The sequence below is a fragment of the Methylobacterium sp. HJ2 genome (assembly GCF_056431005.1).
Window position 1 is genome coordinate 240,995 of record NZ_JBWJYM010000007.1, and the last position, 23,161, is coordinate 264,155.

Annotated in this window: 24 protein-coding genes, 1 tRNA gene and 1 pseudogene; 14 read left to right on the forward strand and 12 right to left on the reverse strand. The window is 61.9% G+C overall.

Annotation, left to right across the window (positions count from 1 at the left end; genetic code table 11):
- Window positions 1-51: 51 nt before the first annotated feature.
- The 4 genes from ACS5RC_RS18210 (at window position 52) to ACS5RC_RS18225 (ending at window position 2,658) form a co-directional block, all read left to right on the forward strand.
- The gene (locus ACS5RC_RS18210) at window positions 52-873 is read left to right on the forward strand and encodes a glycosyltransferase family 2 protein (protein WP_478345405.1); all 822 of its coding nucleotides are present in this window, start codon (window positions 52-54) and stop codon (window positions 871-873) included.
- Window positions 874-886: 13 nt separating this feature from the next.
- Window positions 887-978, forward strand: a tRNA-Ser gene (locus ACS5RC_RS18215).
- 414 nt (window positions 979-1,392) lie between these two features.
- Window positions 1,393-2,268 carry an ImmA/IrrE family metallo-endopeptidase gene (locus ACS5RC_RS18220; protein WP_478345308.1) on the forward strand — a complete coding sequence of 292 codons (876 nt, stop codon included), beginning with the start codon at window positions 1,393-1,395 and terminating at the stop codon, window positions 2,266-2,268.
- A 129-nt stretch (window positions 2,269-2,397) separates the two neighbouring features.
- Window positions 2,398-2,658: a hypothetical protein gene (locus ACS5RC_RS18225; RefSeq protein ID WP_478345309.1), complete on the forward strand. Its 261-nt coding sequence runs from the start codon at window positions 2,398-2,400 to the stop codon at window positions 2,656-2,658.
- 131 nt (window positions 2,659-2,789) lie between these two features.
- On the opposite strand, the gene ACS5RC_RS18230 is transcribed toward ACS5RC_RS18225, so the two are convergent.
- The 3 genes from ACS5RC_RS18230 to ACS5RC_RS18240 all read right to left on the reverse strand — a co-directional run bounded on the left by ACS5RC_RS18230 (window position 2,790) and on the right by ACS5RC_RS18240 (window position 5,997).
- Window positions 2,790-4,781 (reverse strand): hypothetical protein, encoded by a 1,992-nt coding sequence (locus ACS5RC_RS18230; RefSeq protein ID WP_478345310.1) that lies wholly within the window; start codon window positions 4,779-4,781, stop codon window positions 2,790-2,792.
- 164 nt (window positions 4,782-4,945) lie between these two features.
- The gene (locus tag ACS5RC_RS18235; protein WP_478345311.1) at window positions 4,946-5,314 is read right to left on the reverse strand and encodes a DUF3768 domain-containing protein; all 369 of its coding nucleotides are present in this window, start codon (window positions 5,312-5,314) and stop codon (window positions 4,946-4,948) included.
- Complete coding sequence (locus ACS5RC_RS18240) at window positions 5,311-5,997, reverse strand: hypothetical protein (protein WP_478345312.1); 687 nt, start codon at window positions 5,995-5,997, stop codon at window positions 5,311-5,313. The genes ACS5RC_RS18235 and ACS5RC_RS18240 overlap by 4 nt, the downstream gene beginning before the upstream one ends.
- Window positions 5,998-6,433: 436 nt before the next feature.
- Between ACS5RC_RS18240 and ACS5RC_RS18245 the strand changes: the two genes are divergently transcribed.
- From ACS5RC_RS18245 to ACS5RC_RS18260, 4 genes are all read left to right on the forward strand, one after another.
- Complete coding sequence (locus ACS5RC_RS18245) at window positions 6,434-6,889, forward strand: hypothetical protein (RefSeq protein ID WP_478345313.1); 456 nt, start codon at window positions 6,434-6,436, stop codon at window positions 6,887-6,889.
- Complete coding sequence (locus ACS5RC_RS18250) at window positions 6,886-7,281, forward strand: phage holin family protein (RefSeq protein ID WP_478345314.1); 396 nt, start codon at window positions 6,886-6,888, stop codon at window positions 7,279-7,281. Before ACS5RC_RS18245 ends, ACS5RC_RS18250 begins: the two co-directional genes overlap by 4 nt.
- On the forward strand, window positions 7,278-7,700 hold the full coding sequence (locus ACS5RC_RS18255; protein WP_478345315.1) for a DUF3618 domain-containing protein: 423 nt from the start codon (window positions 7,278-7,280) through the stop codon (window positions 7,698-7,700). Before ACS5RC_RS18250 ends, ACS5RC_RS18255 begins: the two co-directional genes overlap by 4 nt.
- A gap of 201 nt (window positions 7,701-7,901) precedes the next feature.
- Window positions 7,902-8,405 (forward strand): DUF2243 domain-containing protein, encoded by a 504-nt coding sequence (locus ACS5RC_RS18260; RefSeq protein WP_478345316.1) that lies wholly within the window; start codon window positions 7,902-7,904, stop codon window positions 8,403-8,405.
- A 294-nt stretch (window positions 8,406-8,699) separates the two neighbouring features.
- On the opposite strand, the gene ACS5RC_RS18265 is transcribed toward ACS5RC_RS18260, so the two are convergent.
- A complete protein-coding gene (locus ACS5RC_RS18265) occupies window positions 8,700-8,909 on the reverse strand; it encodes a hypothetical protein (protein ID WP_478345317.1) in 210 nt (69 codons plus the stop codon).
- Between the two features lie 312 nt (window positions 8,910-9,221).
- Here ACS5RC_RS18265 and ACS5RC_RS18270 point away from each other — a divergent pair, with 312 nt between their 5' ends.
- Window positions 9,222-9,620 carry a group III truncated hemoglobin gene (locus ACS5RC_RS18270; protein WP_478345318.1) on the forward strand — a complete coding sequence of 133 codons (399 nt, stop codon included), beginning with the start codon at window positions 9,222-9,224 and terminating at the stop codon, window positions 9,618-9,620.
- A 693-nt stretch (window positions 9,621-10,313) separates the two neighbouring features.
- Here the strand turns inward: ACS5RC_RS18270 and ACS5RC_RS18275 are convergent.
- The gene (locus ACS5RC_RS18275) at window positions 10,314-10,595 is read right to left on the reverse strand and encodes a hypothetical protein (protein WP_478345319.1); all 282 of its coding nucleotides are present in this window, start codon (window positions 10,593-10,595) and stop codon (window positions 10,314-10,316) included.
- A 12-nt stretch (window positions 10,596-10,607) separates the two neighbouring features.
- Window positions 10,608-12,485, reverse strand: a complete 1,878-nt coding sequence (locus tag ACS5RC_RS18280) for a chloride channel protein (protein WP_478345320.1) — start codon at window positions 12,483-12,485, stop codon at window positions 10,608-10,610.
- Between the two features lie 77 nt (window positions 12,486-12,562).
- Here ACS5RC_RS18280 and ACS5RC_RS18285 point away from each other — a divergent pair, with 77 nt between their 5' ends.
- Together ACS5RC_RS18285 and ACS5RC_RS18290 are read left to right on the forward strand one after the other, a co-directional pair.
- Window positions 12,563-13,009 carry a MarR family winged helix-turn-helix transcriptional regulator gene (locus ACS5RC_RS18285; protein ID WP_478345321.1) on the forward strand — a complete coding sequence of 149 codons (447 nt, stop codon included), beginning with the start codon at window positions 12,563-12,565 and terminating at the stop codon, window positions 13,007-13,009.
- Window positions 13,010-13,097: 88 nt separating this feature from the next.
- A pseudogene (locus ACS5RC_RS18290) lies at window positions 13,098-13,238 on the forward strand (IS5/IS1182 family transposase); the annotation flags it as partial.
- A 332-nt stretch (window positions 13,239-13,570) separates the two neighbouring features.
- Here the strand turns inward: ACS5RC_RS18290 and ACS5RC_RS18295 are convergent.
- A complete protein-coding gene (locus ACS5RC_RS18295; protein WP_478345322.1) occupies window positions 13,571-14,710 on the reverse strand; it encodes an HPP family protein in 1,140 nt (379 codons plus the stop codon).
- A gap of 185 nt (window positions 14,711-14,895) precedes the next feature.
- On the opposite strand from ACS5RC_RS18295, the gene ACS5RC_RS18300 reads away from it, so the two are divergent.
- The gene (locus ACS5RC_RS18300; RefSeq protein ID WP_478345323.1) at window positions 14,896-15,213 is read left to right on the forward strand and encodes a hypothetical protein; all 318 of its coding nucleotides are present in this window, start codon (window positions 14,896-14,898) and stop codon (window positions 15,211-15,213) included.
- 488 nt (window positions 15,214-15,701) lie between these two features.
- On the opposite strand, the gene ACS5RC_RS18305 is transcribed toward ACS5RC_RS18300, so the two are convergent.
- From ACS5RC_RS18305 to ACS5RC_RS18320, 4 genes are all read right to left on the reverse strand, one after another.
- Complete coding sequence (locus ACS5RC_RS18305) at window positions 15,702-17,399, reverse strand: methyl-accepting chemotaxis protein (RefSeq protein WP_478345324.1); 1,698 nt, start codon at window positions 17,397-17,399, stop codon at window positions 15,702-15,704.
- A 153-nt stretch (window positions 17,400-17,552) separates the two neighbouring features.
- On the reverse strand, window positions 17,553-18,359 hold the full coding sequence (locus tag ACS5RC_RS18310) for a GAF domain-containing protein (RefSeq protein WP_478345325.1): 807 nt from the start codon (window positions 18,357-18,359) through the stop codon (window positions 17,553-17,555).
- A gap of 648 nt (window positions 18,360-19,007) precedes the next feature.
- Window positions 19,008-19,736 carry an SDR family NAD(P)-dependent oxidoreductase gene (locus tag ACS5RC_RS18315; RefSeq protein WP_478345326.1) on the reverse strand — a complete coding sequence of 243 codons (729 nt, stop codon included), beginning with the start codon at window positions 19,734-19,736 and terminating at the stop codon, window positions 19,008-19,010.
- Window positions 19,733-20,368: a DUF938 domain-containing protein gene (locus tag ACS5RC_RS18320; RefSeq protein WP_478345327.1), complete on the reverse strand. Its 636-nt coding sequence runs from the start codon at window positions 20,366-20,368 to the stop codon at window positions 19,733-19,735. Before ACS5RC_RS18320 ends, ACS5RC_RS18315 begins: the two co-directional genes overlap by 4 nt.
- A 154-nt stretch (window positions 20,369-20,522) precedes the next feature.
- Between ACS5RC_RS18320 and ACS5RC_RS18325 the strand changes: the two genes are divergently transcribed.
- Window positions 20,523-21,143 (forward strand): tyrosine-type recombinase/integrase, encoded by a 621-nt coding sequence (locus ACS5RC_RS18325; protein WP_478345328.1) that lies wholly within the window; start codon window positions 20,523-20,525, stop codon window positions 21,141-21,143.
- A gap of 541 nt (window positions 21,144-21,684) precedes the next feature.
- Here the strand turns inward: ACS5RC_RS18325 and ACS5RC_RS18330 are convergent.
- Window positions 21,685-22,512 carry a Crp/Fnr family transcriptional regulator gene (locus ACS5RC_RS18330; protein ID WP_478345329.1) on the reverse strand — a complete coding sequence of 276 codons (828 nt, stop codon included), beginning with the start codon at window positions 22,510-22,512 and terminating at the stop codon, window positions 21,685-21,687.
- A 229-nt stretch (window positions 22,513-22,741) separates the two neighbouring features.
- Here ACS5RC_RS18330 and ACS5RC_RS18335 point away from each other — a divergent pair, with 229 nt between their 5' ends.
- Window positions 22,742-23,002: a DUF6894 family protein gene (locus ACS5RC_RS18335; RefSeq protein ID WP_478345330.1), complete on the forward strand. Its 261-nt coding sequence runs from the start codon at window positions 22,742-22,744 to the stop codon at window positions 23,000-23,002.
- The last annotated feature ends 159 nt before the right edge of the window (window positions 23,003-23,161 follow it).

Below are 23,161 nucleotides of genomic sequence, written 5' to 3' on the forward strand. Positions count from 1 at the left end.
GTGCGGCCACGGTCCGGCGGCTACGGCTCGCTCACCCTCGAGACCCGAAAGATGCCGCCGCTACCGCTCTCCGTCTTCATCATCGCCCAGAACGAGGCCGACCGGATCGGAGCGACCATCGCGGCGGTGCGGGCGCTGACGGACGATCTCGTCGTGGTCGACTCCGGCTCGACGGACGGGACCCAGGCGCTTGCCGAGAGTTTGGGCGCCCGGGTGATCCAGAGGGCGTGGCCGGGCTACGGCCCGCAGAAGCGCTTCGCCGAGGAGCAGTGCCGCCACCCCTGGGTGCTGAACCTCGACGCCGACGAGGTGGTGCCGGCCGATCTGGCGGAGGAGATCCGCGCCCTGTTCGCGGCCGGCGAGCCCGCGGCGCCCGCGTGGCGCATCGCCATCGCGGAGATCTTCCCGGGCGAGAGCCGCCCCCATCCCTGGGCCTACAAGCTGACCCCGGTCCGGCTCTACCGCCTCGATCGCGGACGCTACGCGCCCTCGCCCGTTCACGACCGCGTCGATCTGGCGCCCGGCGTGACGCCCGGCCGCCTGCGCGGCGTGATCCACCATTTCTCCGTGCGCTCCCTCGGCGATCAGCTCGACAAGCTCAACCGCTACTCGGACCAGCAGGCCGACGACCTCGAGGCCCGCGGCGTGGTGATCCCGAGCTGGCGCGTCTTCGTCGAGCTGCCGGGCAACTTCCTCAAGGCCTATCTCGGCCGCCGCCATTTCGTGCGCGGCGTCTACGGCTTCCTCACGGCGATGAACTACGCCATCTCCCGCCACCTGCGCATCGCCAAGCACTACGAGCGCCGCCGCCGGACGGACGCGCCGGGCGCGGCCGTGCAGAACCGGGTTGACCGGCCGAAGGCGAACTTCTAGAGCCGATCTCGCGGGAGACGTGGCCGAGCGGCTGAAGGCACTCGTTTGCTAAATGAGCATACCCAGAAATGGGTATCGAGGGTTCGAATCCCTCCGTCTCCGCCATTTGCCTTCGTTAAGTATTTGCGCAGGCAGGGTTTTTGACCACAACCGGGCTTCGAGCCCCACAACATAGCCCACATTTCGAATTGGCTTGTAGCGCACACCGTCGGATCTTTTCGGACGCGCGACCTTTCCGCCAGCCTCAGTGATGCCGCCCTACGCTCTTGATATGGGCCGCACTTCCGAGCGTCCGCCGGCGGGCCAGCTAGCTGATCGCTCCCATGATTCGGGCTCACCGTTGTCGTCGGGATCGTAGGAGCGGCCGAGCCGCGTCAGCATGACCTTTGCTCGCGATGGCGCAGTTGCGTTACCGCCCGCACGAACTCTCCTCAGTCCGATCTTGGAATCGCGGGTGGGTGGCCGCCTGATGTATCGGTTCAGGGACGGGAAGGGGCTGCGCGGATGCCGATCAGCAGGATGGACCTCGCGGATGCGAGCTCACCGGAGGCGCTCGTCAAGCGCATCCTTCGGGCCGAGCCGGAGCTTTCCGTGCCCGTGCCGATCCAGGAGCTGTGCGCGCGCCTCGGCATCCTCAGGATCGAGGATCTCGACACCGCCGAGTTCGAGGGCGGCCTCGTGACCGACGCGAAGCGGTCCGCAGGCACCATCCTCGTCAAGCGCGGGGGCGAATCGCGTCGCCGCTCCACCATCGCGCACGAACTCGGCCATTGCCTGATGGCGCACCACGTCCCGGATCAGCCCGGCCGGTTCCTGTGCAAGAGTTCTGATCTACTGCGCCTCACAGCGAAGGCAGGCGACCAGCGGCAGCGCAGGGAGGTCGAGGCCAACCGCTTCGCCGCCCTCATGCTGATGCCCCCGCACCTGCTGCGAGAGGCCATGGCGGCCTTTCGCGAGCCCGATCTGCAGCACGTTCTCCTGCTCGCGCGCGACTTTGCGGTGGGCAAGGAGGTGGCGGCTCGGGCCTACGTGCAGTACCACCCCGAGCGGATCGCCGTCGTCGTGGCGGGCAACGGTCGGGTGCAGCGGTGCTACCGGAGCCTCTCCTTCCCGGACATCACTTGCGCTGTCGGCAGCCCGGTCCCGGCAGGGTCGCTCTATCACAGCCCTCCCCATCGGCCGAACATCGCGAGCGACACCGCCGCGTGCAGTCCCGATCTCTGGATCGATGTGAAGCGCGACCTCCGCGCGCCGGCCCTCTACGAGCAGGTGTACCTCCAGCAGAACGGTTTCGCGATGATCCTGCTGCGTCTGGACCCCATCCCGGAGGAGAGCGCTGAGGAGCGCAGGCTGGATGAAGGCTGGCGTTACCGCTTCCACTCAGGGCGACGGTAGGCGAGCCTCAGCTCTGACGGAACAGCCCTGAGGGCCATAGCCTAACCCATCGTCCAAGCGGGCTGCATCGCCTGCGTGTGGCTGGTTCGGCGCATCGCTGAGGCCGGTAGATGACAAGGAGGGCCGCAGATGGCAGATCCGGACGAGTATCTGCGGATGCTTCTCAATCAGGCTGCGGCAGAAGAAGCGTTCCTCGACCGTGTCAGCCGCGTCGAGGACGCCCTGCCGGATGAGACAGCTGCGGCCAAAGACATTTACCGCGACCCGGTCCGCTTCTCCGGTAGGCACTTCGTCAAAGCCCGCCGGCTGCTTCGGAGTCATTTCCGCGATAGTCTCCTGTCAGCCAAAGGCAATCGAATCTTTCGATCACAACGTCAGAACGACTTTTAGCTGTCACTCGAACATTGCAGAATTCCTCATCATCCTTAATAGCAGAAGGGCCTGTTATAAGATTGGCGCTCAGAAGACAATTTGACTGTCTTTGCATCTTTGGTTCTATATAACTTGCAAAATTCGGCCGACTAGGCGGCTGGCATCAACGAGGTAATTGCGTTTGTCACCTCCTGCGGCAATAGGCCGAGCTTATCGAAGAAGCTTCGATTGCGCATTTCCGCATCACGGAAGAGCTTTGCGTAGCTTATGACCCTAATCGACGCCCTGTGCTTGGGTGAGAACCCATAATATCCAAGCCCATCCGGCGTCGGATTCTGAGCCAGGCTCCTCTCAAATTTCTTTCTCACTGTAGCTGTGAGATCGCAAATTATGATGCACTCGAAGGGAGTGTTTGGAGTGATATCGCTGATCACTTCGCCTTCTGGATCCCTAACAGTCCTTTGATGAAGCTTCTCGATGTAACCAAGAACTTGATCAACAGGGTCGCTGGTCAGGCTCTCGTCACCCGGCCTCTTGAACTCAACGATGACCACGGGATCCGTGGTGCCAGCCCGGCGAAACCCGAACGGATTGAAAAATATAAGGTCGGGCTCTTTTCTCACTCCGTCAACACCAAACGCAGTCATAGCCTTATCTGAAGCGAAGAAGTGATAAAATGACAAGAGGTCATCAATTAGCCAGAGGTTATGATCGTCGTAATCCTTTGCAGACAGCATCCTCCCCATTGGGCAAATTAAGCTATGAACAGTTTTTTCCAGCTCATAGCGTCGGCTCTCGTCGTCGGTGTGGCGAAGCATCGCCCGGGCGACTTGGATGATCTGATGGCGCTTGACAGTGTACTCAGCTAAACGCCTTTTTGCGTCGTCGCCCAGCTTGTGAACGAGGGCCTGAATAGCATCGGGATCCGGTTGAGACTGCTCTAAATCGCTACCTTCGGCTAAAGTCAGGCTTTGCACCTGAGCACGCACACGCTTCTCGTGACGATAGAGGAGGGTGAAGAGCGTCTTGCCGATGTCCTCGTCGGACATGCTCGGAGATAACTTTTCTACATAGGCTTGGACGTTTGGCACAGACACAGCGAGTTGAGGATGTTCCTCTAAAAGGTCCACAACGATCCGTTTTTGCGTCACGCGAATTTTTTCGATATGAACTTGTAAAAATTTTTCAGCGGCGTTCAACGCTGAGTCTTTGATAAGATCCATATCCGTGTCTCGCGCCTTAAAACTCGTGCGCTCTTGATCAACTTTGTCATCTAGAAATTGCCCGCGGACAACGCAAACGTAGGCGAGCTTGTTGTCGAGATCCTTAAGAGCAAATTTCTTTTCAATCTCGATGCTCTCAACGACTCGACCCTGAGCGGTGAGCAGAATTGAATTGGATAGGCCGCGAGCAATTTTAGGATCCACATAGACATGGGTTAAGTGCAAAGCCCCGATTCCCGATGCTGAGAGATCTACGTCCTCCTCATCCTCGACGTCCATTCGGCTCGCAAGGTATTGGCCGAGATCGACAGCACGTTTCCCTATAGCAATCGTTAGGCTAGGCATGCTGTTTGTGATGAAATACGGGAAAAAATGATGGCATAGGTTGCGAGCCAGATATGCCATCGATAGCTTTTCATTGTGCCCAGGCTTAGGCTGTCCTAGCTCAATCACCGTTCCAATCTCAGAAGCTTCAGCGGGGGAACGCTTAAGCTCAACCAATGAGTCATCTTGCTCAGGTTCGAAAAGGAAGCTCACTCGCTCGTAGTCACTTGGTGTCCTCTCAAATACGCTTTGGACGGAAACTGTGTTAAAAGCCTTCAGCCACACAAGTCGCCCAACGCCGCGCCCGCCGATGTCAGACTTCTGCACCGTATCGCAGGTCTCAAATGATTGAAGATGCTTATGATTGAGGCCGACGCCGTTATCTCTAATCGAGATACAATTGGTTGTTTTCTTGTTGGCGCTCAACGAAATTTCGATTCCAATTCGGCCCTGCTTTACGGCTACAGTTGGATCGAAGCGTTCCCCAATTGCGTGGAGGCCGTTACTGACAGCTTCGTACATCGAATAGAGCAACGCAGTTTTGCCATCCGGCAGGCGCATGTTGCGCATCCGGCCTTCGATGCTGAACTTCACAGCTCCCCCCACTGATCCTTTAGTGGGCATCCTACGAGCGCCCCATCAAAAAGGCATCAGATAATTTGTCACTGTAACGACTGATCCGAAGGCTTTCTGCGGCCCCCCTCTGAAGGCTGGTTGATCTGTGATACGCGAGATCGCCCGCTGGTCGAGGAACTGCTTTAGTACTCATCGGCGCACATGATAGTCAGGACACGCACCGTAACCGCTGGATCGGCGGGATCTGGTGAGTGGCCGAGCATAGCCTGGTCGTAGGTGTCGATCTTCCAGTAGAAGCTTTGTCCGCCGACCTCGAGCGCACCAAAGTCATGCTCGCCGCAGGGATCGTTGTGGGCATCGAAGCGATCGAAGCGGCGCACAGCCAGTAGCAGGGCGATGCGTTCAGCCTCAGGCAGGCTCACCACGCCGGCCGTTTCAACGACCTGCCCGCCGACAAAGGAACGGCGGAAGCGATCGTTCAGGGCGCGAACCTTGGCCTTTTTGTTGTCAGCGATGCGACCTTGGTTGGAGGGATGTGCTTGGCCGCTCATGGCTCGTCCCCGTCGAGCTGCGCCTCAGTGGCCGCAGGGTTGAGCAAGCCGATCTGGCTGCGCTGGCGGGAGAAGGCCGGCTCCTCGAAGGTGTCGCGCCACTTCAGGACGAGCCTGTCCGGGGTTGGCAGGTTCAGCACGATGGCGGGCCACCAGCTTTCCTCGTCATGCTCAGGGGCGAGCACCACGCTGCCGACGCGGATCTCGCCCCAGGTCCAGGGCCGATGCTTGGACGACGGGCCTGGCAGCACGTTTAGCGGCCGCGGCAGGGCCACGCTTTTAGGAGCCGGTTCCGGTTGAGCCGCCGATCTGGTTGACGAGGCGGCTTCGATGCTTTCGGCCGCCTGTGTGGGTGCCGGTTCGGTCGCGGCGGCCTGGCCCTGCAAGGCTGTCAGGCGAGCGTACACGGCGGCTTTGACGAAAGGCATGAAAGCCCGCCCGCTGGCGAACACCCGGCCCTGGGCCAGCGTGGCGGCCGTAGCACGGTGCTCGTCGGTTTCGATCAACAAGGCGTGCATGCGCATGAGACGCGCGGCGTGCTGAGCGAGCGCCAGATCGGCCTCGGCAAACCAGGCGGCGTGGGCTTTGCCGGCTTCGTCCTCACCGAAGACGATCAGCTTAGGGATCGGTGGGAGCCTCGTTTCGGCAGGCGAAGCTGATGTGGCCGGGAATGTCTTGATCATGCGAGATCTCCGAACATGAAGAAGGGGCCCGCAGGCCCCTTGAGGTGGATCGATGCTGAGGGTGCTTTGTATTGCGCTCGGCGGAGGCACGGGGCCTTGATTATGGTCGAGCGCATAACCCACCTCGCGTCAGCTGCATCGATGCAGCGAAGCCCTGTGTATAGGATTTTAATCCTGATGTCAAGTGGGCAGTTGTTTGATCTGACTGGTAATCTGGACCGGGCCAGTTGCGAGGCTACTGCATGGTCCGGCCATGGCAGCCGGAAGGCTGACCTGACTGGCTAGCTTTGGGCCGGACTGATCGAGAGGATCAGCCTGGACCAGAGGAGTTGGGGATGAAGCGAGGACAGAAACTGAGCGGCGAGGTCGGAACCGCCCTCGGCCGCCTACCGTTGCAGACGAGCCGCAGCCCTGCTCGCGCGCAGGAGACCCTACGATGCCTGACCCTTCTCGGGGCTCGTCCGAAGCCTCCGTTGATCACGACCCCTGGCATGGCGTCGGCCTCGCAGGGGCCATCCGCGAGCAGGTGCAGAGCTACGCCGCCAACCGAAAGCAGGACGCGGTCCGGGCGGTCTCGGACGTCGCGGCGGCTATTCGGGAGAGCGGCTCCGGCTTCGAGGAGGCGCCTCACGTGAAGGCGTTTTTCGACAGTGCCGCCGCCGGCATCGAGGAACTCTCCGGGGACATCGGGCGCCGTACTGTGGGCGAGCTCTACGACGAGGTCGAGGCCGTGGCCCGGCGCAGGCCGGGCGTCGCCCTGGCGGCCGCGGCAGTGGCCGGCTTCGCGCTCTATCGCTTCTTCCAAGCTTCCACAGTCGGGCCGATCCCGCGGTCCCGCTCGGTCGTGCCCGTCGACGTCCTGCCCGTTCCGGACCTGGGCCGCCGCCCGTGACCGAGCCACAGCCGCGAACCATCCCGGAGCTAGCCGGTGACGCCGTTCGCGAGACCCGGGAGCTCGTCTCAGCGGAGATCGCGCTCCTGCGCACCGAGATGGCTGAGAGCTTGGCTCACCTCGCCGTCGCGCTGGGCCTGTTCATAGCTGCCGCTGTGTTCGTCCTGACGGCACTGCTGGTATGGATCTTCGCCTTGGTGAAGGGCTTGGCAGTGATCCTCCAGTCCGATGCGCTGGCAGCATTGATTGTGGGCGGCGTGTTCGCCGTCATCGCCATCGGCTTGGCACTATTCGGGCAAAGCAAGACGTCGCTGTCCGGACTGGAGCCGACCCGAACTGAGCGGCAACTCAAGCAAGACGCCGCCATCTTCACGGAGCGCGTAGAGGGATGAGCAAGTCGGCCGATGAGCTGGAGCGGGAGGTTGAGGCGATACGCGGCAGGCTGGAGACCACGCTGGCCGACCTGACATCCCGCCTGCACCCGTCGAGTCTGGTCGAGGAGCTGGCAGGGACGCGCGATCCGGGCGGCGCCGTGAGCCTGACGGCCGAGCGCGTCGTGGGTGCCGTGCGAGCGAACCCGCTTCCCGTGCTCCTCATCGGGGCGGGCTTCGCCTTTCTCGTCTACGAGACGATGCGGCAGGGTGCGGAGCGGCGCCGGCTGCGCTTCTTGTCCGAGGAGGCTGTGCAGCACGGGACCGCCGACCGCACCTTACCCGGCAACCATCCGGACCGCCTTGAGGACAAGCTCGACGATGCCCTAGAGGAGACCTTCCCCGGCAGCGATCCCATCTCGGTGAAGATCACGAAGTAGGGTAAGCCCAGGCGGAGGAACGCGACGCCCGGCTGCTTTGGCGGCACCGCCCCAGGATGTAGGGCAGCAGCATTGGGGAAGTCCGATGTGCCTGCAGCACGACCACGATGGCAGCAGGGAAGCGCGGCGGCAAACCGCAAGCGTCACGCACATGCAACCGCAATCCAGGCGTTAGAAGCACTTCCTCACAGGGAGAACCAAATGGCTGTTGCGGCCCAGGATAGCTCCTTCCCTCTAAGCGCGGGAATACTGTTTGGGGTTGGGTTGGGCGGCTTCTTCGACGGGATCGTGCTACATCAAGTGCTGCAATGGCATCACATGCTCAGCAGTTGGTATCCCATCACCTCCATCCCAAACTTGGAACTCAATACCTTATGGGATGGCATCTTTCACAGCACGACCTACGTCTTTGTTGTGATCGGTCTTTTCATTCTCTGGCGTGCCGCACACCGGCAGCACATCTACTGGTCCAATAGGGGGCTGGTCGGGACACTTCTCGTTGGCTTTGGGCTGTTCAACCTCGTGGAGGGCGTAGCCGATCATGAACTTCTGGGCGTACACCATGTCAATGAACTCGTGCCGCGTGAGCAGTGGATCTACTGGGATATCGGCTTCCTAGTATGGGGTTTGGCCATGATCCTCAGCGGTTGGCTATTGGTGAAATCGGGGCGCTCCGAACAGACCTCAGCTCGGGCCAGGATCTAAAACGGTGAAGGTCGGTCACCTCAACGTCAGGATCGGTGTCAGCAAGGTATTGCCGTGGTTCATCCTATTCGGGGCTCTGATCCTCGCAACAATGCCGGCATGGCGGCCTCTGATTTTTGGGACTACGTTGTCCCTCGACAACTTGCTCAACATACGCTGCCTACCTGGGTGAGCCATCGCCTACAAGCACCAAGTAAGCCGTTGTTTTCCGACATATTATTGGTATGCGTCTGGAACATCGCGAGGCGAATGAGGCTTCAGCGACGCTCTTCGCTTCCACCATGCATAAGCTTCTCAATCGGCGCTTGCCACTGTGCCCGTGCCTTCGTCACGCCCGGCTGCCGTTTCGCCCATCGCACGTCGTCCGACTATTGCCTGCGGCCTGAAACTGCCGCCGCTGAGCGCTCCGATGATGCGAGCCTCCATCCCTCCGTTGAGGAAGCGCATATCGGTCAGGCCACGTTTCTGAAGGTGAGCGCGGCAATCCTGCACCGCCTTGCCCACGAGGTGATCCCGGCAGACCGCTCGCTGTTCTCGCCGCGAGAGGCCGAGAACGCCATACGGGCTCTCATCCGGGCGAAGACCAGGACGTTCCAAGCGCGGCGGCGGAGCGGCACGGTGAGCACCATCCTGTCGGACGACACGGGCCGCACGGCCCTGATCGCTGCCGTGTTGGGCGGCGCAGCTTACCTGGTGACAGGCCGCGTCGCACGAGATATCCGCACATGAACCCTTAGCCAGCGCCGTCGCAGTCGGTCGCCTGGAAATCTGGGCGGCTGATGTTTGCCACGCGCGAACCGCCTGAGAGGAAGCTTGATGCGTGAGCAAACTCTCGATGAGGCCAGCCTCTCCCGCTTCCTCGATGCCTTCTACGCCAGCGTGCGTCGTGACCCCTTGATCGGCCCTATTTTCGCTGTAGCCATCTCGGACCTGCAGTGGCCCGCCCACATGGCAATGATACAAGCCTTTTGGTCCTCGGTTCTTCTTAAGACGGGCCTTTACAAGGGGAACCCGTTCGGGAAGCATCAAGCGCTTGGTGTGTTGCAGCCGGAGCATTTCGCCCGCTGGCTCCGCTTGTTTGAGGACACGGCTACCGCACGGTTCGATCCTCAGATCGCCGAGATCTTGACGGAGCGAGCGCACCGGATCGGAGACAGCTTAAAGGCAGGCTTGTTCTTTCGGCTCGACAGATCGGCAGGAGCCTCCGATCTTTGACCAAAAAGTGCCGGCGAGCATGTATTCGAATATAAGCGTGTATCTTACAGGTCGAGGCTCGTCGAATTCTCTCGGATGGTCTGCCGGGAGAAACGTTCTACGGACACTTTTCGGGCATCGGAACGGAGGAGGGCTTCTCCTACGCTCGCCGCGGCCCCGTGCCGGAGGGCACCGGTCGTGCTTCCGGTGCAGGCGGATACGCGGCATAGACGTCTTTATCCCTCTGCCCTCATGATTATGACCAGCGCGCACGTCTGCTTTGAGTAAACTCATAAGCACTCCTGGACGACTGCATTGGGTGTATTTTGTTGAAAAACTCGGCGGCAGCGCTTCAGGAGTCGCCACAGACGGTTCCAGGGAGAAAATCGGTCTTTCGCGTCAGGGCAATTCTCCGCCCAGAGCGCATTCCGGCCTCGTTAATAGTAGGACTTTCTCCAGTCAGTGCCCTCCGTGGCGCTGCTTCGACCCGCTTCCGAGTTTTTCAACAAAATCGGTCGATAGGAGGCCGTCTGCTTTCTCGGCGCCGCTTCTCCGAAGCGGCCATTCCGCTTTCGGCCAAACTGCGCCACGCCAAATCGCGATGACGCGCAAGACCGGACGTTCGGCTGTGCGCCCATCTCGGCCATTCAAGCGGCAGACGACTTCTGCTCGGATTGGACGCTTTTAGGGCCCGGGGCAGCAGCCTCCGGGCGCTCAGCCGCCGGATTGAAACATGGCTTGGAAGACATCCCGATGTCCGACCAAGAGCGTGGGCGCACGAGGTAGGCTCACGCGCAGCACGGGCTCGAAGCCGTAGTATGCAGCCAGGAAAGCAGGCTCAGGTACGCCGATGCAGAGTCGGTGACGTCCATCACCGAGTGGGGCTTCCACCATCATCATGTCGCGGGGGCTCCCCAGCATCACGAACTGGTCCTCGAACGTGGCACGGATGTCCGCCCAGTTCGTGTCCTCGAAGTGGCGCACGACCCAGAGCATCGCAAACTCCGATCAAGGACGAGACGCCTTGCTGCCCAGCTGGGCGGCATTTTGCGCGGCTGCCCCTCTGTACCGTCTACTCGCACCCCGTATGGTGCGATGGCTCAGGTAGGCCCGACGTTCACGCTCAGATTGTACGACCGTGGCTCGAACCTGCAGGAGGTCCTTGCGCGTGAGCAGGCCGACGAGGGTGCCGGTTGCCGAGTCTGTGACGGGAATGCGGCCCTGACCCGTGGCCATCATGACGTCGAGAGCGCGGGCGACAACGTCATCCGGATGCACGACGACGAGCCCAGCATCAGAGATCCGCTCCTCCAGGCATTCCTCCGCATGGCCGCCTTCCGTCTTCCACCGGAGTGCATCCCCGCGGCTGACCATGCCAACCGGCCGGTGGACCGCATCAACAACCGGATAGGCGTGGTGGCGCCCCGTCTCGATGACCTTGACCGCCTCGGGAAGGAAGAGGCCTGCATCCAGCACATCCACCTCCCTCGCCATGACTTCTCCGACACGCGTCAGCTCGTAGGGATCCACCCCGTACTCGCGCGTAATGTGCTGTCCACGCCGCGCGATTTTTTCCGTAAGAATCGAGCGCTTCAGAAGCAGCACGGTCACCGCGTAGGCCGCTACTGTGGCGGCGATCAGCGGCGCCAGAATGTGGACGTCCCCCGTAAGCTCCACCGCGAAGAGTGCACCGGTCAGGGGCGCGCGCATGGTGCCGCCCAACATCGCGGCCATGCCGAGAAGAGCCCAGAACCCAGGTGCGCCGGGGAGCGCAAGACCCACTAGCCATCCCATGGCGCCACCCAGGATGAGCAGGGGTGCTAATACACCGCCCGATGTTCCGGACGACAAAGCCACGAGCCAGATCGCCGCTTTGACCAGCAGGATCGCGAGAACGGCACGGGCTAGCAAGTGACCGTTCAGGAGGTCTGCGATCACGTCATAGCCGACGCCAAGCGCGCGCGGTTCGATCAGACCACCCAAACCGACGAAGAGGCCGCCAATGGCTGGCCACCACATCCAATGGATGGGCAGACGCTCGAACGCATCCTCCAGCATGTAGAGGAGCTTGGTCAGCAGGCCCGATTGCAGACCGGCCAAGATGCCGAGCCCGGCACAGGCGATGAGTCCCCACCAGGGCAGGACAGGATCGTTGGAGAAGGGGAAGAGCGGGCCAGCGCCGAAGAACAGAGGACGCCAGCAGGTGGCTACGACAGCTGCCGCCGCCACCGGGATGAAGCTGCGGGGCCGCCACTCGAACAGGAGCAACTCGACCGCCAGGAGCACCGCGGCGACAGGGGTGCCGAAAATCGCGGTCATGCCAGCAGCGGCACCCGCAACGAGAAGCGTCTTCCGCTCCGCCGCGCTCAGATGGAAGAACTGAGCAAACAGTGATCCGATGGCGCCGCCCGTCATGATGATCGGGCCTTCCGCGCCGAACGGGCCGCCGGTGCCGATCGAGATGGCAGAGGAGATCGGCTTGAGTACGGCGACTTTGGCCGACATCCGGCTACCGCCAATCAGAATGGCTTCGATGGCCTCGGGGATGCCGTGACCGCGGATCTTTTCCGAGCCGAAGCGAGCCATCAACCCGATAACGAGACCACCTATGGCTGGCACCAGTACCATCCATGGCGTGCGCGCCGCGTCGGCCAGAGAAGAAGGAGTCGTGTCGAGGCGACCGAACCAAGCCAGGTTCGTGACCAGGGTAATTAGTTGGATGAGAACCCAGGCCGCAGCGGTGCCGCCCGTTCCAACAAGAAGGGCCATCGCGAGAAGTACCAGGACGCGCCGGTCCGTCGTGAAGTCGCCCAATGGGCGCTTTAAGTTGCCCCCGGTGGCCACCGCGTGGCCGGACGGTCGGGTGTTCGATAGGTCCTGCTGCATAGCCATTCCACTTGACGTGCGACTTATATGCATCGTGATACGATATAGTCCAGTACCCTTTTCATGGAGGTGCCGATTTGAGCGCGAACCATCCGGAGTGCGAGAGCTTATCGCGCGAGCAGTACGCCGCTATCGCCGCCTTCCGCTTCCAGCTCCGCCAGTTCCTCGCCTTCAGTGAGGCTGCAGCCGACGCCGCTGGCGTGCCTCCACAGCAGCACCAAGCCTTGCTTTCGATCGCGGGTCACCTGGGTCCGGAGCCGCCAACGGTTGGCATGGTGGCAGAGCAGTTGCTGGTGGCGCCTCACACGGCCGCCGAACTGGTCATGCGCATGGTCGAGGCCGGTCTGTTGACCAAGACGCGTGGCACGCAAGACCGGCGGCGCATGGAACTCGCCCTGACACCGAAGTCCGAAGTGCTACTCGGCGAGCTTACGGCCGCTCACCTTAAGGAGTTGCGGACCATGGAGCCTGCGCTCATCCGAGCTCTCGGGCGTCTCACCCGCACAACCCATTCCACGGTTTGAGCAGCGGTGGCGCACCGGAGGAAGGATTACGTGCTGCTATGTGAATTTCGGGCACCTAAATGTAGGCTTAATTGCTACCATCACTCCGTACGACGCCGATTGGCGGCGCACTGACCTACGCAAGAATGGCATCACGCCGATTATCCCGGGCAAGCGCGGCCGCAAGAGAAAGATCCGTCACGGCAATCGGCGCTATCGTGCACGTTGGCGCATCGAGGCGACCTTCAACGCCCATCGCGCCGATCCTCGTTGCAGTCGACCCGGCCCGCTTCGGCCATGTTTTCCACGGCTGAACGTTACGGCCGACTAAGGCGGTAGACCTGCCACGTCAGCATCATGCTGGCCGCCATCAAGGCTGCATGCAGCAGGTGAAGGAGAAGCGGTCCATCTTGCATCGGCTCGAACCTGCGGACGTGGCATCGCCAGGAAAGCAACAGCCCCGGCAACAATCGGGCCAACTCCGAGTTCGTGCTCCGCCTGAACCTCCTTCCTGCACCGAGCAAGCGCGGCTCGGCGTGAGAGCCGCAAAGTGAGCCGCCAAGATCGAGCTGGAGCGATTGCCTACGCTGGCGCCAGTTCAGGACTCCGGAATGCCTTGGACGAGAGTAAGCGCGTTAGGGTCGCGAGCAGGTCGGTTTGGGTGATGATCCCGATGACGCGCCGGTTCTCGTCCACAACGACTACCGCATGTGTGCGGCCGTCGGTCAGCGAGGACGCAAGCGAAACGACCGGCTCATCCGCTGCGGCAGTCTGGGCCTCGGACATCACCTGCGCGATCTCTACCTCCCCGTGCAGCATCAACTCGCGCAGACCGAGCGTACCTACGAGCCGACCGGCTCCGTTCACGACGGGCAGCGTCCGGATGTTGTGATTGATCAACAGCTCTCGCGCCCGCTCGGCGCTTCCCTCCAGCCCCACCGTGATCACGTCGCGCGACATGATCTCACCGCAGTTGAGGTCGCCTTGCGTTCGCACCAACGCGTGGTGCTCCACCTGACGGAGGAGCCTGTCGAGATCGCCGCGGTCGATGTCTAACGTCTCGTGCAGCTCGACTAGGGCGGCGTCTACGTCTTCAGGTCTGAAGCCAACACGCAGCGGCGCGGGCAGATCTACGGTTCCATGTGTGTTCACTGGCGCCACGACCGGGACATGCGGGTAGTTGCGGCGTGAGATCTTGTGAAAGACGACGCCGAGCGTGACGAGGATGACCGAGTTCACGCAGACCGGAAACAGCGGAAACAGGAAGCCCGCGGAGGTTACAGCCGGGCCCCCGATCAAAGCTGTTAGGGCTGCCGCGCCACCGGGCGGGTGAAGAGAGCGCGTGAGCGACATGGCGGCGATGGCCAGCGACACGCCAACGCCGATGGCCATGACCGGGTTTGGAATGAAGTGGGCGGCGAGCACACCCATGAAGGCCGAGATCGTGTTGCCCCCGATGATAGACCAGGGCTGGGCGAGCGGGCTCGCGGGCACGGCGAATAACAGAACTGCGGAGGCGCCCATCGGCGCGACAATCAAGGGGATGTGTGGGCCCTGACCAAAGAACCAGCCACAAATCAGGCCCGTGAGCGTGATGCCAACCAAAGCTCCCAAACACCCGATCAGGCGCTCTCGCAGAGTTGCACCTGCCAATATTGGTCTGAACAAGCGAAAACCGGATGACTTGCTAGTTTGCCCTACCGGGCCAACGGTGTTGGACATCCTCGCGTCCTCTGTTCGCTCAAGCGACTATCTAAGCGGTTGCGCCCTGCGGCGGCCGCTCCGAGTGCGCTTTTGGCGCTGGTATACCAGATGCAGGTTTACGGACCGGGCTCGAAATTGCAACATGCATGAGCAAATTGCCTTCCAACTAGGCATTTCGGGGTTGGGCACATGCCCGGAGGCCCATGCAGGACATTGCTGCCGTTGCGTTGCTCACGACCACCGCCGTGCTCGGCTGCTTACGCTTCGGCGGCCTACTTTCAGGTCAGCGGAATGCGGGCACGTGGGAACAGGTGACGACAACCGTAGGGGTAACAGCCTTCCTGTCGGCTGTTGGCTTCATGCTTGAACGTAGCAGCCTTGCCGCCGCGCTCCTGCTCCTGCTTACATGGCTTGGCCACGACACAATTGAACGACGGAGTATATCCGGTTCTTCGTCTGCGATCTGGGCATGGATTAGTCTAGCATTATTGTTTTTTTATATCGATTATGTACGAAATTGATTAACTCGGACGGCCACTTCTCACGAAAATAGGTGGGAGCGTTTAGCGTGATAACAGATGTAATTAATGCGTAGCGTCCGTTCACGGAAGGTCGTCAATGCCATCTGAATGACCAGAATGGGTGGGATGCGGAAGTTGACCGACCGCTCGCAAGCGGACGTTCCGCATACGACCCAACCCGGCCGTCCGGACCGCTGACGGCGCTTCTCCAAAGCGCTCGTTCGTCAGCCGTCCGGCAACTCCCGCTCGGAGGGGAAGGCACCTGCTCAGCGGTGACCTTCAGGGGGTCAGGACCGCCCGCTCGCTGAAGGCGTTGGAATGGCCGCTCTTCCGCGTTGCCAGAGCGACCTCGCCAGGAGGTTGGATCCGGATGGTCCAGAAGTGTTTGGGGCAGAAAGGACTGCCAGTGGCCTGGCCTTCACAGCGACGCTGTCGCTACAGGTATCGCCTGGGCCGCCTCCCGAGCTGATTGACCGCTCCGCCTCCGCTTAGCCGGTGAGCGCTTGCAGGCTTGTGTCGATCTCGCCAACCCCCTGCGCAGCGATGATCATGCTGGACGAGATCTCCCGTGTGACGGCGCTTTGCTCTTCGACAGCCGAGGCAGCCACTGTGACCATTTCACGAACCGAGCCGATCGCCTGGACGATCGAGGTGAGGGCATCAACCACCTCGTCCGAGATCCCCTGCATCGCCTGAATGTCCTGCGCGATCCGTGCTGTCGCTTGCGTCACCTGAGTGGACAGGTTTTTTACCTCGCCAGCCACTACGGCAAAGCCGCGTCCGGCTTCGCCCGCTCGGGCTGCCTCGATCGTCGCGTTGAGGGCAAGCAGGTTGATCTGCTGACCCACGCTCTGGATCAGCTGCACGACCCCACTCATCGAACCGGCAGCGCCGCGAAGCTTTGCGGTCAAGCTGTCAGCGTGAGCCGCCTGATCGTGAACCGCATCAGCGTCCGATCGGGAGCGAGCCAAGCTCTGCGCGATCTCTCCGATCGACGCGCTCAACTCTTCGGCAGCAGAGGCCACGGTCTGCACGTTCATCAGCGTGCGCCCTGAGGCATCCGCCGCGGCCTGCTGTGCAGCTGTCTTGACGGAGATGTCGGTGGCATACTTTACGACCTTGAAGGGTTTGCCATCGGCGTCGAAGATCGGGTTGTAACTGGCTTGGATCCAGATTGCTCGGCCATCCTTGCCGACCCGCTTGAACACGCCTGCCTGGTACTCACCGCGTCGCAGCGCCCCCCAGAGCTGCTGATATTCGGAAGAGGCCGCGTGATCAGGCTCGACAAAGGTGCGGTGATGCCTGCCGCGGATCTCGTCGAGACGGTATCCGACCGCGCCCAGGAAGTTTTCGTTGGCATCCAGCACGTTGCCATCCAGATCGAAGTGGATCACACCCTGCGAGCGGTTGATCGCCGCGATCTGCCCAGCCACATCAGCGCGGCGCAGCTTCTCTTGCGTGATATCAGTGGCAAACTTCACAACCTTGAAGGTCTTGCCCTGGCCGTCGCAGATCGGGTTGTAGATGGCCTGCAGCCAGATCTCCCGGCCGCCCTTGGCAATGCGCTTGTACTCGGCACCTTGGAACTCGCCACGCGCAAGGCCAGCCCAAAAGTCGCGGTAGGCTTGGCTCTCGCGCTCTGCGGGATGAACAAACAGGCTGTGATGGCGGCCACGGATCTCCTCTAGGGTGTAGCCAATGACGCCGAGGAAATTGGTGTTCGCGGTCAGGATGGTCCCATCGATGGTAAATTCGATGGCGGCACGCGAGCGACCGATGGCACTGAGCACGGCGTCCTGTTCGGCACTCCGTTGCTGCTGCGCGGTCACATCAGCAGCAAGCTGGATGACTTTGGTGACCTGCCCAGTACGGTCAAGAACAGGACAATAGCTGACTTGCAACCACACCGGGGTGCCCTGCTTGGTGAGGTGTCGGGCACAGACCTCCCGATCCTCGCCGCGCATCACGGCTGCCCAGAGTTCATGATGCTCCTGACTGGCACGATCCTCAGGGAGCAGAGCGCCACAAGCTGGAAGGCGTTGCAGCTCGTCCATCGTATAGCCAAGCAGGTCGAGGTAGCGAGTGTTGGCGTTTAGAAAGTTGCCCGCGGGTCCGAGTTCAGCAAAGGCTTGAACGCGCTTCATGGCATCGCGCACGGCGCGATCTTCGCGAGAGAACAGCGACATGGATCTTCCCGAGGACGGCGTTGCCCTTGAAACCGTGTCCCCGAAGCGTCGGGACCGGAGCGCCGCACTGCCGCCTGGCGGTCCGCTGTTGCGCATAATGGCCAATCAGCTCTTAAAAATCTTATAACATGCAAATTGCTAATGTAGGTTGCTTTATCTTCTTAGCAATTGGACCCCGGGAGCAGCAACATCCTGGCCGACGAAGATTACATTATGCGCCTCAAGAGCAGATTTCAGGGTCGATACGGTAGCTTCCCTGCTCGGAAGGCGTTGAGCTTCTGCCTCGAACCGTTTGATCGTATTCGGAGACAGGCCCGCTTCGGCGGCAAGCTTGCCGACCGACCAACCCAATAAGGCTCGCGCGGCGCGAACCTGTACCCCCGTGATCAGGGACTGTGGAGCGGTGACGCGCTCCGAACTGATTGCGCCCGTCGAGGAGCGCTGCGGCGTGCCGATGAGTTCGCGCAGCCAGAACTCGTTGACGACAACCTGCGCCAACTGCGTGAGAAGTTGTCCCTCTTCCGCACTGAACGTGCGTGGCTTTGTGTCGATGATGCACAGAGAGCCCAGCCTCACTCCTGGTGAGACCGTGAGCGGTGCCCCCGCATAGAAGCGGATGAAGGGCTGACCTGTGACGAGGGGATTGGATGCGAACGCCGCATCGGCGCGTGCGTCGGGCACGACGAACACGCTGTCGTGCAAAACCGTATAGTTGCAAAACGCCTGTCGACGCGGCGTGCTTTGTGCATCCAAGCCGCACCTCGCCTTAAACCATTGCCGCTCATCATCGAGCAGGGAGATCAAGGCGATTGGAGCCTTGAAGAGCTTCTGAGCCGCTTGCACGACGCGGTCAAAGATAGGCTCAGACGGCGTGTCCATGATCTGCAGCCGGTCGAGCGCCGCTGCTCGGTGGCACTCGTTTCGCTGCGGCGGAAGAGAGGCAAATCGGGCTGATGTCATGATCCGGATCGACCGCTCCGCCCTTAGCGAGGGCTCCGTGCTATAAGCCACCGATCAAGCGCGAAAAAGGGATGCGGCGCCCAGGCCATTGAGCATCTGCCCTCTGCCACACGATGTGCCGTTCATCCATTCTAGGTTTACCAGCTTGGGCAAGGGAAGGCTACGGCTGCATGGCAGGGATGCAGGGTCAGGCCGCGGCCGGGTCGACTCGATTACCGCCTCTATGCCAAGCCACGGGTCCCATGCGACGCGTGATAGGGCCTGTCCGAACGCAGGGCTCAACGGCCCTACGTTCCGATCATCGGCTCAGGTGATACAAGCCTGAACGTTGCGGTACGTGCCCGAGACAGGCCCTTATCCGGAAGCGGACACCTGCGGCTATGTCTGCTTCACTGCATCTGCAGCCCGGAAGCAGACCGGCAGGAAGCCACCGAACCTAGTCGTCGAGCTCTGCCTCACGGCGCAGCCCGCAAGCGGACGTTCCCAGCATCTGCAAAGGGTCGACACCGGACGGACGGTCGCCTGAAACTGAATGTCCGCTACCGGGCGGTCAGCTGATGTCCGCTTATGGCGCATGTCGTAAGCCATCCCAGCTCCGAATGATCGCATGGCGTCGCACCAGGGCATCTGCATGAGCCGAGACAGCGCTTAGGCGGTGATCAGCGAGCCGTCCCAGGCGAAAACGCCGCCGGTGTCGTCCGCGCTGAGGCCATTCAGCACGCGCAGCAGATGCGCCGCGCTCTCCTCGGGCGAGAAGACGCCGTCGGCCGTCGGGTCCGGCCGAAAGGGCCGCGACAGGCCGGAGGCGACCGTGCCGGGATGCAGACCCACGACGATCGCCTCCGGTCGGCTGCGGGCGACCTCGATCGCGAGCGTTCGCAGGATCTGGTTCAGCGCCGACTTCGAAGCGCGGTAGGCGTACCAGCCGCCAAGTCGGTTGTCGCCGATCGATCCGACCCGCGCCGACAAGGCCGCGAACACACATCGCTCCTGTCGCACCAGCAGGGGCACGAAATGCTTGGCGACGAGCGCAGGGCCGATCGTGTTGATTGCGAAGACGGTGGCCATCGCGGTGGGCTCGAGCGCCCTGACCGTCTTCTCGGGTAAGACGCCTGTCTGGTGAAGAAGGCCGGTGGCGACGATGACCAGGCCGACCGGTCCGGCTTCGCCGACCCTGGCCGCCGCCGCCGCAATCGTCGCCTCGTCGTTGAGGTCGATCGTGAGGGGTCGGATGCCCTGCGGGACTGACGTTTCCGATCGGGAGAGCGCGAAGATTGGCGCGTAGGCCGCAGCCTCGGCAAGCGCGCGGATCAAGGCCCCGCCTATGCCGCCGGACGCACCGACGATGACCGCGCTGGTCGGGCGCGAGGCGCTCAAGGCGTGGACATCCGATCAACGGCGGAGCCTCGGCGCCCTCGGTGAAAGATCAGACTGAGGTTGTTGGCCGGCATCGCGACGCGCTCGGCCAGATGAAGATCGTGCGATCGGCCGGTTGCCGTGACCGCCTCGATGTCGCGGATCCCCCAGGCGGCATTCCTAGCGCGCAGGCTGTCGTCGAACGCGGCGTTGCTCGGTGCGGTGTGCGTACCATCCTCCCGGAAAGGACCGTAGAGGTAGAGCACACCACCCTCAGCCAGCGTCGCTTCCGCGCCAGCCATCAACCCGACGGTCGCCTCCCAGGGTGCGATGTGGATCATGTTGATCGCGACAACCGCGTCCACCCGCGTCACCGGCCACGGCTGACGGGTCGCGTCGATCATCAGTGGCGAGCGGATGTTGGCCAGTCCGGCGGCGCGGGCATGGGCGACGATGCTGCGACGGGCCGCGTCATCAGGATCGCTCGGCTGCCAAATGAGTGCGGGTAGCGCACGCGCGAAGTGTGTGGCGTGCTCGCCCGACCCGCTCGCGATCTCGAGGACGAGGCCGCTGGACGGGAGAACGCGCTTGAGGACTTCGGCGATCGGAGCAGCGTTGCGGGCCGCGGCCGGCGAGAACAGGGCGTCGGGCATAGGGCACTACTAAGGGCAGCCGATGCCATGTGCATGCCTTTTCGTGGCCGAACGCCTGCTCCGAGGCAATGACGCGGTTTCAGTTCACGGCGCGCAGCCACGGGGCGGGTGGATCGCGGTGAGATGCTGATGGCTTCCGAAACGGTGTTTCATCATGCCTTTGACCAACGACGCCACCCGCCGACCGTGGAACCTCGGCCGCATCATCGGCCCCAAGCCGCCGTTTAAGCCGAAGCACATCTGGGCGATCCGCACCCGCCTGCAGCACGAGGGCCGCACTCGCGACCTCGCCCTGTTCAACACCGCCATCGACAGCAAACTGCGTGGCTGTGACCTCGTCCGCCTGCGCGTGGCCGACGTCCACCTTGGCGACGGCGTCCGCCTGCGCACTACCATCGTCCAGCAGAAGACCGGCCGACCCGTACCCTTCGAGCTGACCGAGACCACCCGCGAGACGCTCGCGGCCTGGCTGCAGCTACGAGGGCTGCGGGCCGGTGACTGGCTGTTCCCAAGCCGAAGCAGCCCGGGCGAGCACCTCACGACGCGCCAATATGGCCGGCTCGTCGATGAGTGGGTGGCACTGATTGGTCTCGACCCTGCAGGGTACGGCACGCACAGCCTGCGCCGGACGAAAGTCGCGCTGATATACCGGCGGACCGGCAACCTACGAGCCTGCCAGCTACTGCTCGGCCATACCAAGCTTGAGAGCACCGTACGCTACCTCGGCATCGAAGCAGACGACGCGCTGGTAATGTCGGAGCAGACCGACATCTGACATTCACCGCGGCGGTCCCAGGGGCCGTCGCTCCTATCCTCTTCGTCCGACAAGGGTGGGGAGCGGAAGTTGGCCCGACGCCCAGAAGCGGACATTCCGCCTTGCGCCCAACCCAGTCGCCGGCAGTGCCGTTTGCGTTCCTCCAAAGCGGTCGTTCGTCGGACCGCCGACAATTTCGGGTCGGGGTGGAGAGCAGGCTTTGGCGCTCTATCCGGAAGCAGAGGTTCCTCAGAGGCGCTTCAGCGGTGGATGGAAGACAGACCTGACCGGCAGATGGTTTTCGTCCTACCCAGTGCGCGCGGCGGCCTCGTGGCGAGACGTGAGGAGATCCAGGCTTGTGCCGCATCCAAATTCACGAAGGGCGGCTCCTCAGGGCTAGCGATTGGTCCGAACCCAGCCTCCAAGTACCACATCCCAGCTTCCTCCTCGTGCTGATCTGAGAGGTGAACCAAGACCGCCACGAGGAAGCCTTCAGAGAAGACAAGCTGGCTGTCGCTGTCAGCGCTGCCGGTGGCAACCTGGACCGGCTGGAGGTGCAAGCTCATCCAATGGGGCGCTTTCGTAAGTGGAGGTACGTATCGTCAAACTCAGCTGCGCGGATAAGTTCATCCCAGGCTTCGATGACCAAGGTATTGCCAAGCAAGGTGATGAGGCTGTTGCCACGCATCTCTCGTAGAGTGCGATTGACGTGCACGTTCGACATGCCCGTGGCATCCGCCAGATCAACTTGCGTCATCGGCAAGGGACAACGGTGCTCGCCCGCTAGGTCCACGGCCTCCTGCTTGAGGTACAACTCGCAGAAGAGGTGGGCGAGGTGGTCGTAGGCCGAGCGCTGGCCCATGCACATCATCCACTCGCGGAAGATCCCTGCATCCACCAGCGTGTCGCGCCAGAGCACGGCGCCGAGGCGTGGGAACCGATAAGTGAGATCCCGCATCGCTTCGTGGGGAATGAAGGCCACGGTGGCAGAGGTCATGGTCGCGAGGGTGTGATCCATCAGCGGTATGTGCAGGCTCTGGAGATCCGGGATGTCACCAGCGATGTGGAACGAGAAGATCTGACGCTTGCCTTCGCCCATCATCTTGTAGCGATAGGCCCAGCCTTCGAGGATGAGGCAGCACTGCGTGGCTCGATCTCCATCGCGCACGATGTCTTGGCGGGCACGAAGGGTCTGCACTCTGGCGGGCAGGCTTTCGACGGCATAGCGCTCCTCATCCGTGAGGGTAGAGACGCTCTCCAGCTTGACGATCATCGGTTGTAAGAGGTGGGCTGTCATCGAGGCCATGGTGGCTTCGCCTTCCATTGCAGGCGGAAGCGCACGGCTCTCCCAGGCATCAGCACCTGTGTCGGAACGGCTGACGATTTTCACAACCTACATCAACTGCTGACCTCAACAAATGTCATGGATCAAGATCGCACAGGGATTGACCTGCAATTGTAGTGAAAAGGCGATTATACCCTTCGCACATACGACGGCATAAGCCGTCGTTTGTGCCGAACCCCCCTGTCTGGTACGATCGCTGATCACCGGCCACGCTATCAAGGCGCCGGTGACTGAGAGATGCGCGCGCTCCCGCCTTACAACGGCCGGGGAACGCATGCCGCGTTATCACTTCAACGTCTATGACGGCGTCGTGCTGCTAGACAAAAAGGGCGTCGAGCTGCCTGAGATCATGTTCGCGAGGCGAGAAGCTATCCGCTATGCGGGTGTGCTACTTGAAGAAGGGGCTAGGCTAGAAAGCCTTGGCTCAGAATGGCGAATGGAAGTCACAGATGATACAGGAGCAATCCTGTTTAGACTGGACTTCTTCGTTACCCCATCTCTAAGCACTTCTTTTCTGAAGCCTGCAGATAGCTAGGATCAGGCAACAGGATTGTTGGGCTTCGCGATCCGCTTCAACGCGGCATCAAAGTCGGCTTCATCCTCGCCAGCGCCAGGCTCAAGCGCTGACTTTCCCAGCTTCTACAATGGGTGGCAACCGGGCCTTGTCCTTCCGCCTCGACGCGAACGTTCCACC

Coding starts and splice junctions, on each gene's coding strand:
- ACS5RC_RS18210 (WP_478345405.1), top strand. CDS start 52: ATGCCGCCGCTACCGCTCTCCGTCTTCATCATCGCCCAGAACGAGGCC.
- ACS5RC_RS18220 (WP_478345308.1), top strand. CDS start 1,393: ATGGACCTCGCGGATGCGAGCTCACCGGAGGCGCTCGTCAAGCGCATC.
- ACS5RC_RS18225 (WP_478345309.1), top strand. CDS start 2,398: ATGGCAGATCCGGACGAGTATCTGCGGATGCTTCTCAATCAGGCTGCG.
- ACS5RC_RS18235 (WP_478345311.1), bottom strand. CDS start 5,314: ATGAGCGGCCAAGCACATCCCTCCAACCAAGGTCGCATCGCTGACAAC.
- ACS5RC_RS18240 (WP_478345312.1), bottom strand. CDS start 5,997: ATGATCAAGACATTCCCGGCCACATCAGCTTCGCCTGCCGAAACGAGG.
- ACS5RC_RS18245 (WP_478345313.1), top strand. CDS start 6,434: ATGCCTGACCCTTCTCGGGGCTCGTCCGAAGCCTCCGTTGATCACGAC.
- ACS5RC_RS18255 (WP_478345315.1), top strand. CDS start 7,278: ATGAGCAAGTCGGCCGATGAGCTGGAGCGGGAGGTTGAGGCGATACGC.
- ACS5RC_RS18260 (WP_478345316.1), top strand. CDS start 7,902: ATGGCTGTTGCGGCCCAGGATAGCTCCTTCCCTCTAAGCGCGGGAATA.
- ACS5RC_RS18270 (WP_478345318.1), top strand. CDS start 9,222: ATGCGTGAGCAAACTCTCGATGAGGCCAGCCTCTCCCGCTTCCTCGAT.
- ACS5RC_RS18275 (WP_478345319.1), bottom strand. CDS start 10,595: ATGCTCTGGGTCGTGCGCCACTTCGAGGACACGAACTGGGCGGACATC.
- ACS5RC_RS18280 (WP_478345320.1), bottom strand. CDS start 12,485: ATGCAGCAGGACCTATCGAACACCCGACCGTCCGGCCACGCGGTGGCC.
- ACS5RC_RS18295 (WP_478345322.1), bottom strand. CDS start 14,710: ATGTCCAACACCGTTGGCCCGGTAGGGCAAACTAGCAAGTCATCCGGT.
- ACS5RC_RS18300 (WP_478345323.1), top strand. CDS start 14,896: ATGCAGGACATTGCTGCCGTTGCGTTGCTCACGACCACCGCCGTGCTC.
- ACS5RC_RS18305 (WP_478345324.1), bottom strand. CDS start 17,399: ATGTCGCTGTTCTCTCGCGAAGATCGCGCCGTGCGCGATGCCATGAAG.
- ACS5RC_RS18310 (WP_478345325.1), bottom strand. CDS start 18,359: ATGACATCAGCCCGATTTGCCTCTCTTCCGCCGCAGCGAAACGAGTGC.
- ACS5RC_RS18320 (WP_478345327.1), bottom strand. CDS start 20,368: ATGCCCGACGCCCTGTTCTCGCCGGCCGCGGCCCGCAACGCTGCTCCG.
- ACS5RC_RS18325 (WP_478345328.1), top strand. CDS start 20,523: ATGCCTTTGACCAACGACGCCACCCGCCGACCGTGGAACCTCGGCCGC.
- ACS5RC_RS18335 (WP_478345330.1), top strand. CDS start 22,742: ATGCCGCGTTATCACTTCAACGTCTATGACGGCGTCGTGCTGCTAGAC.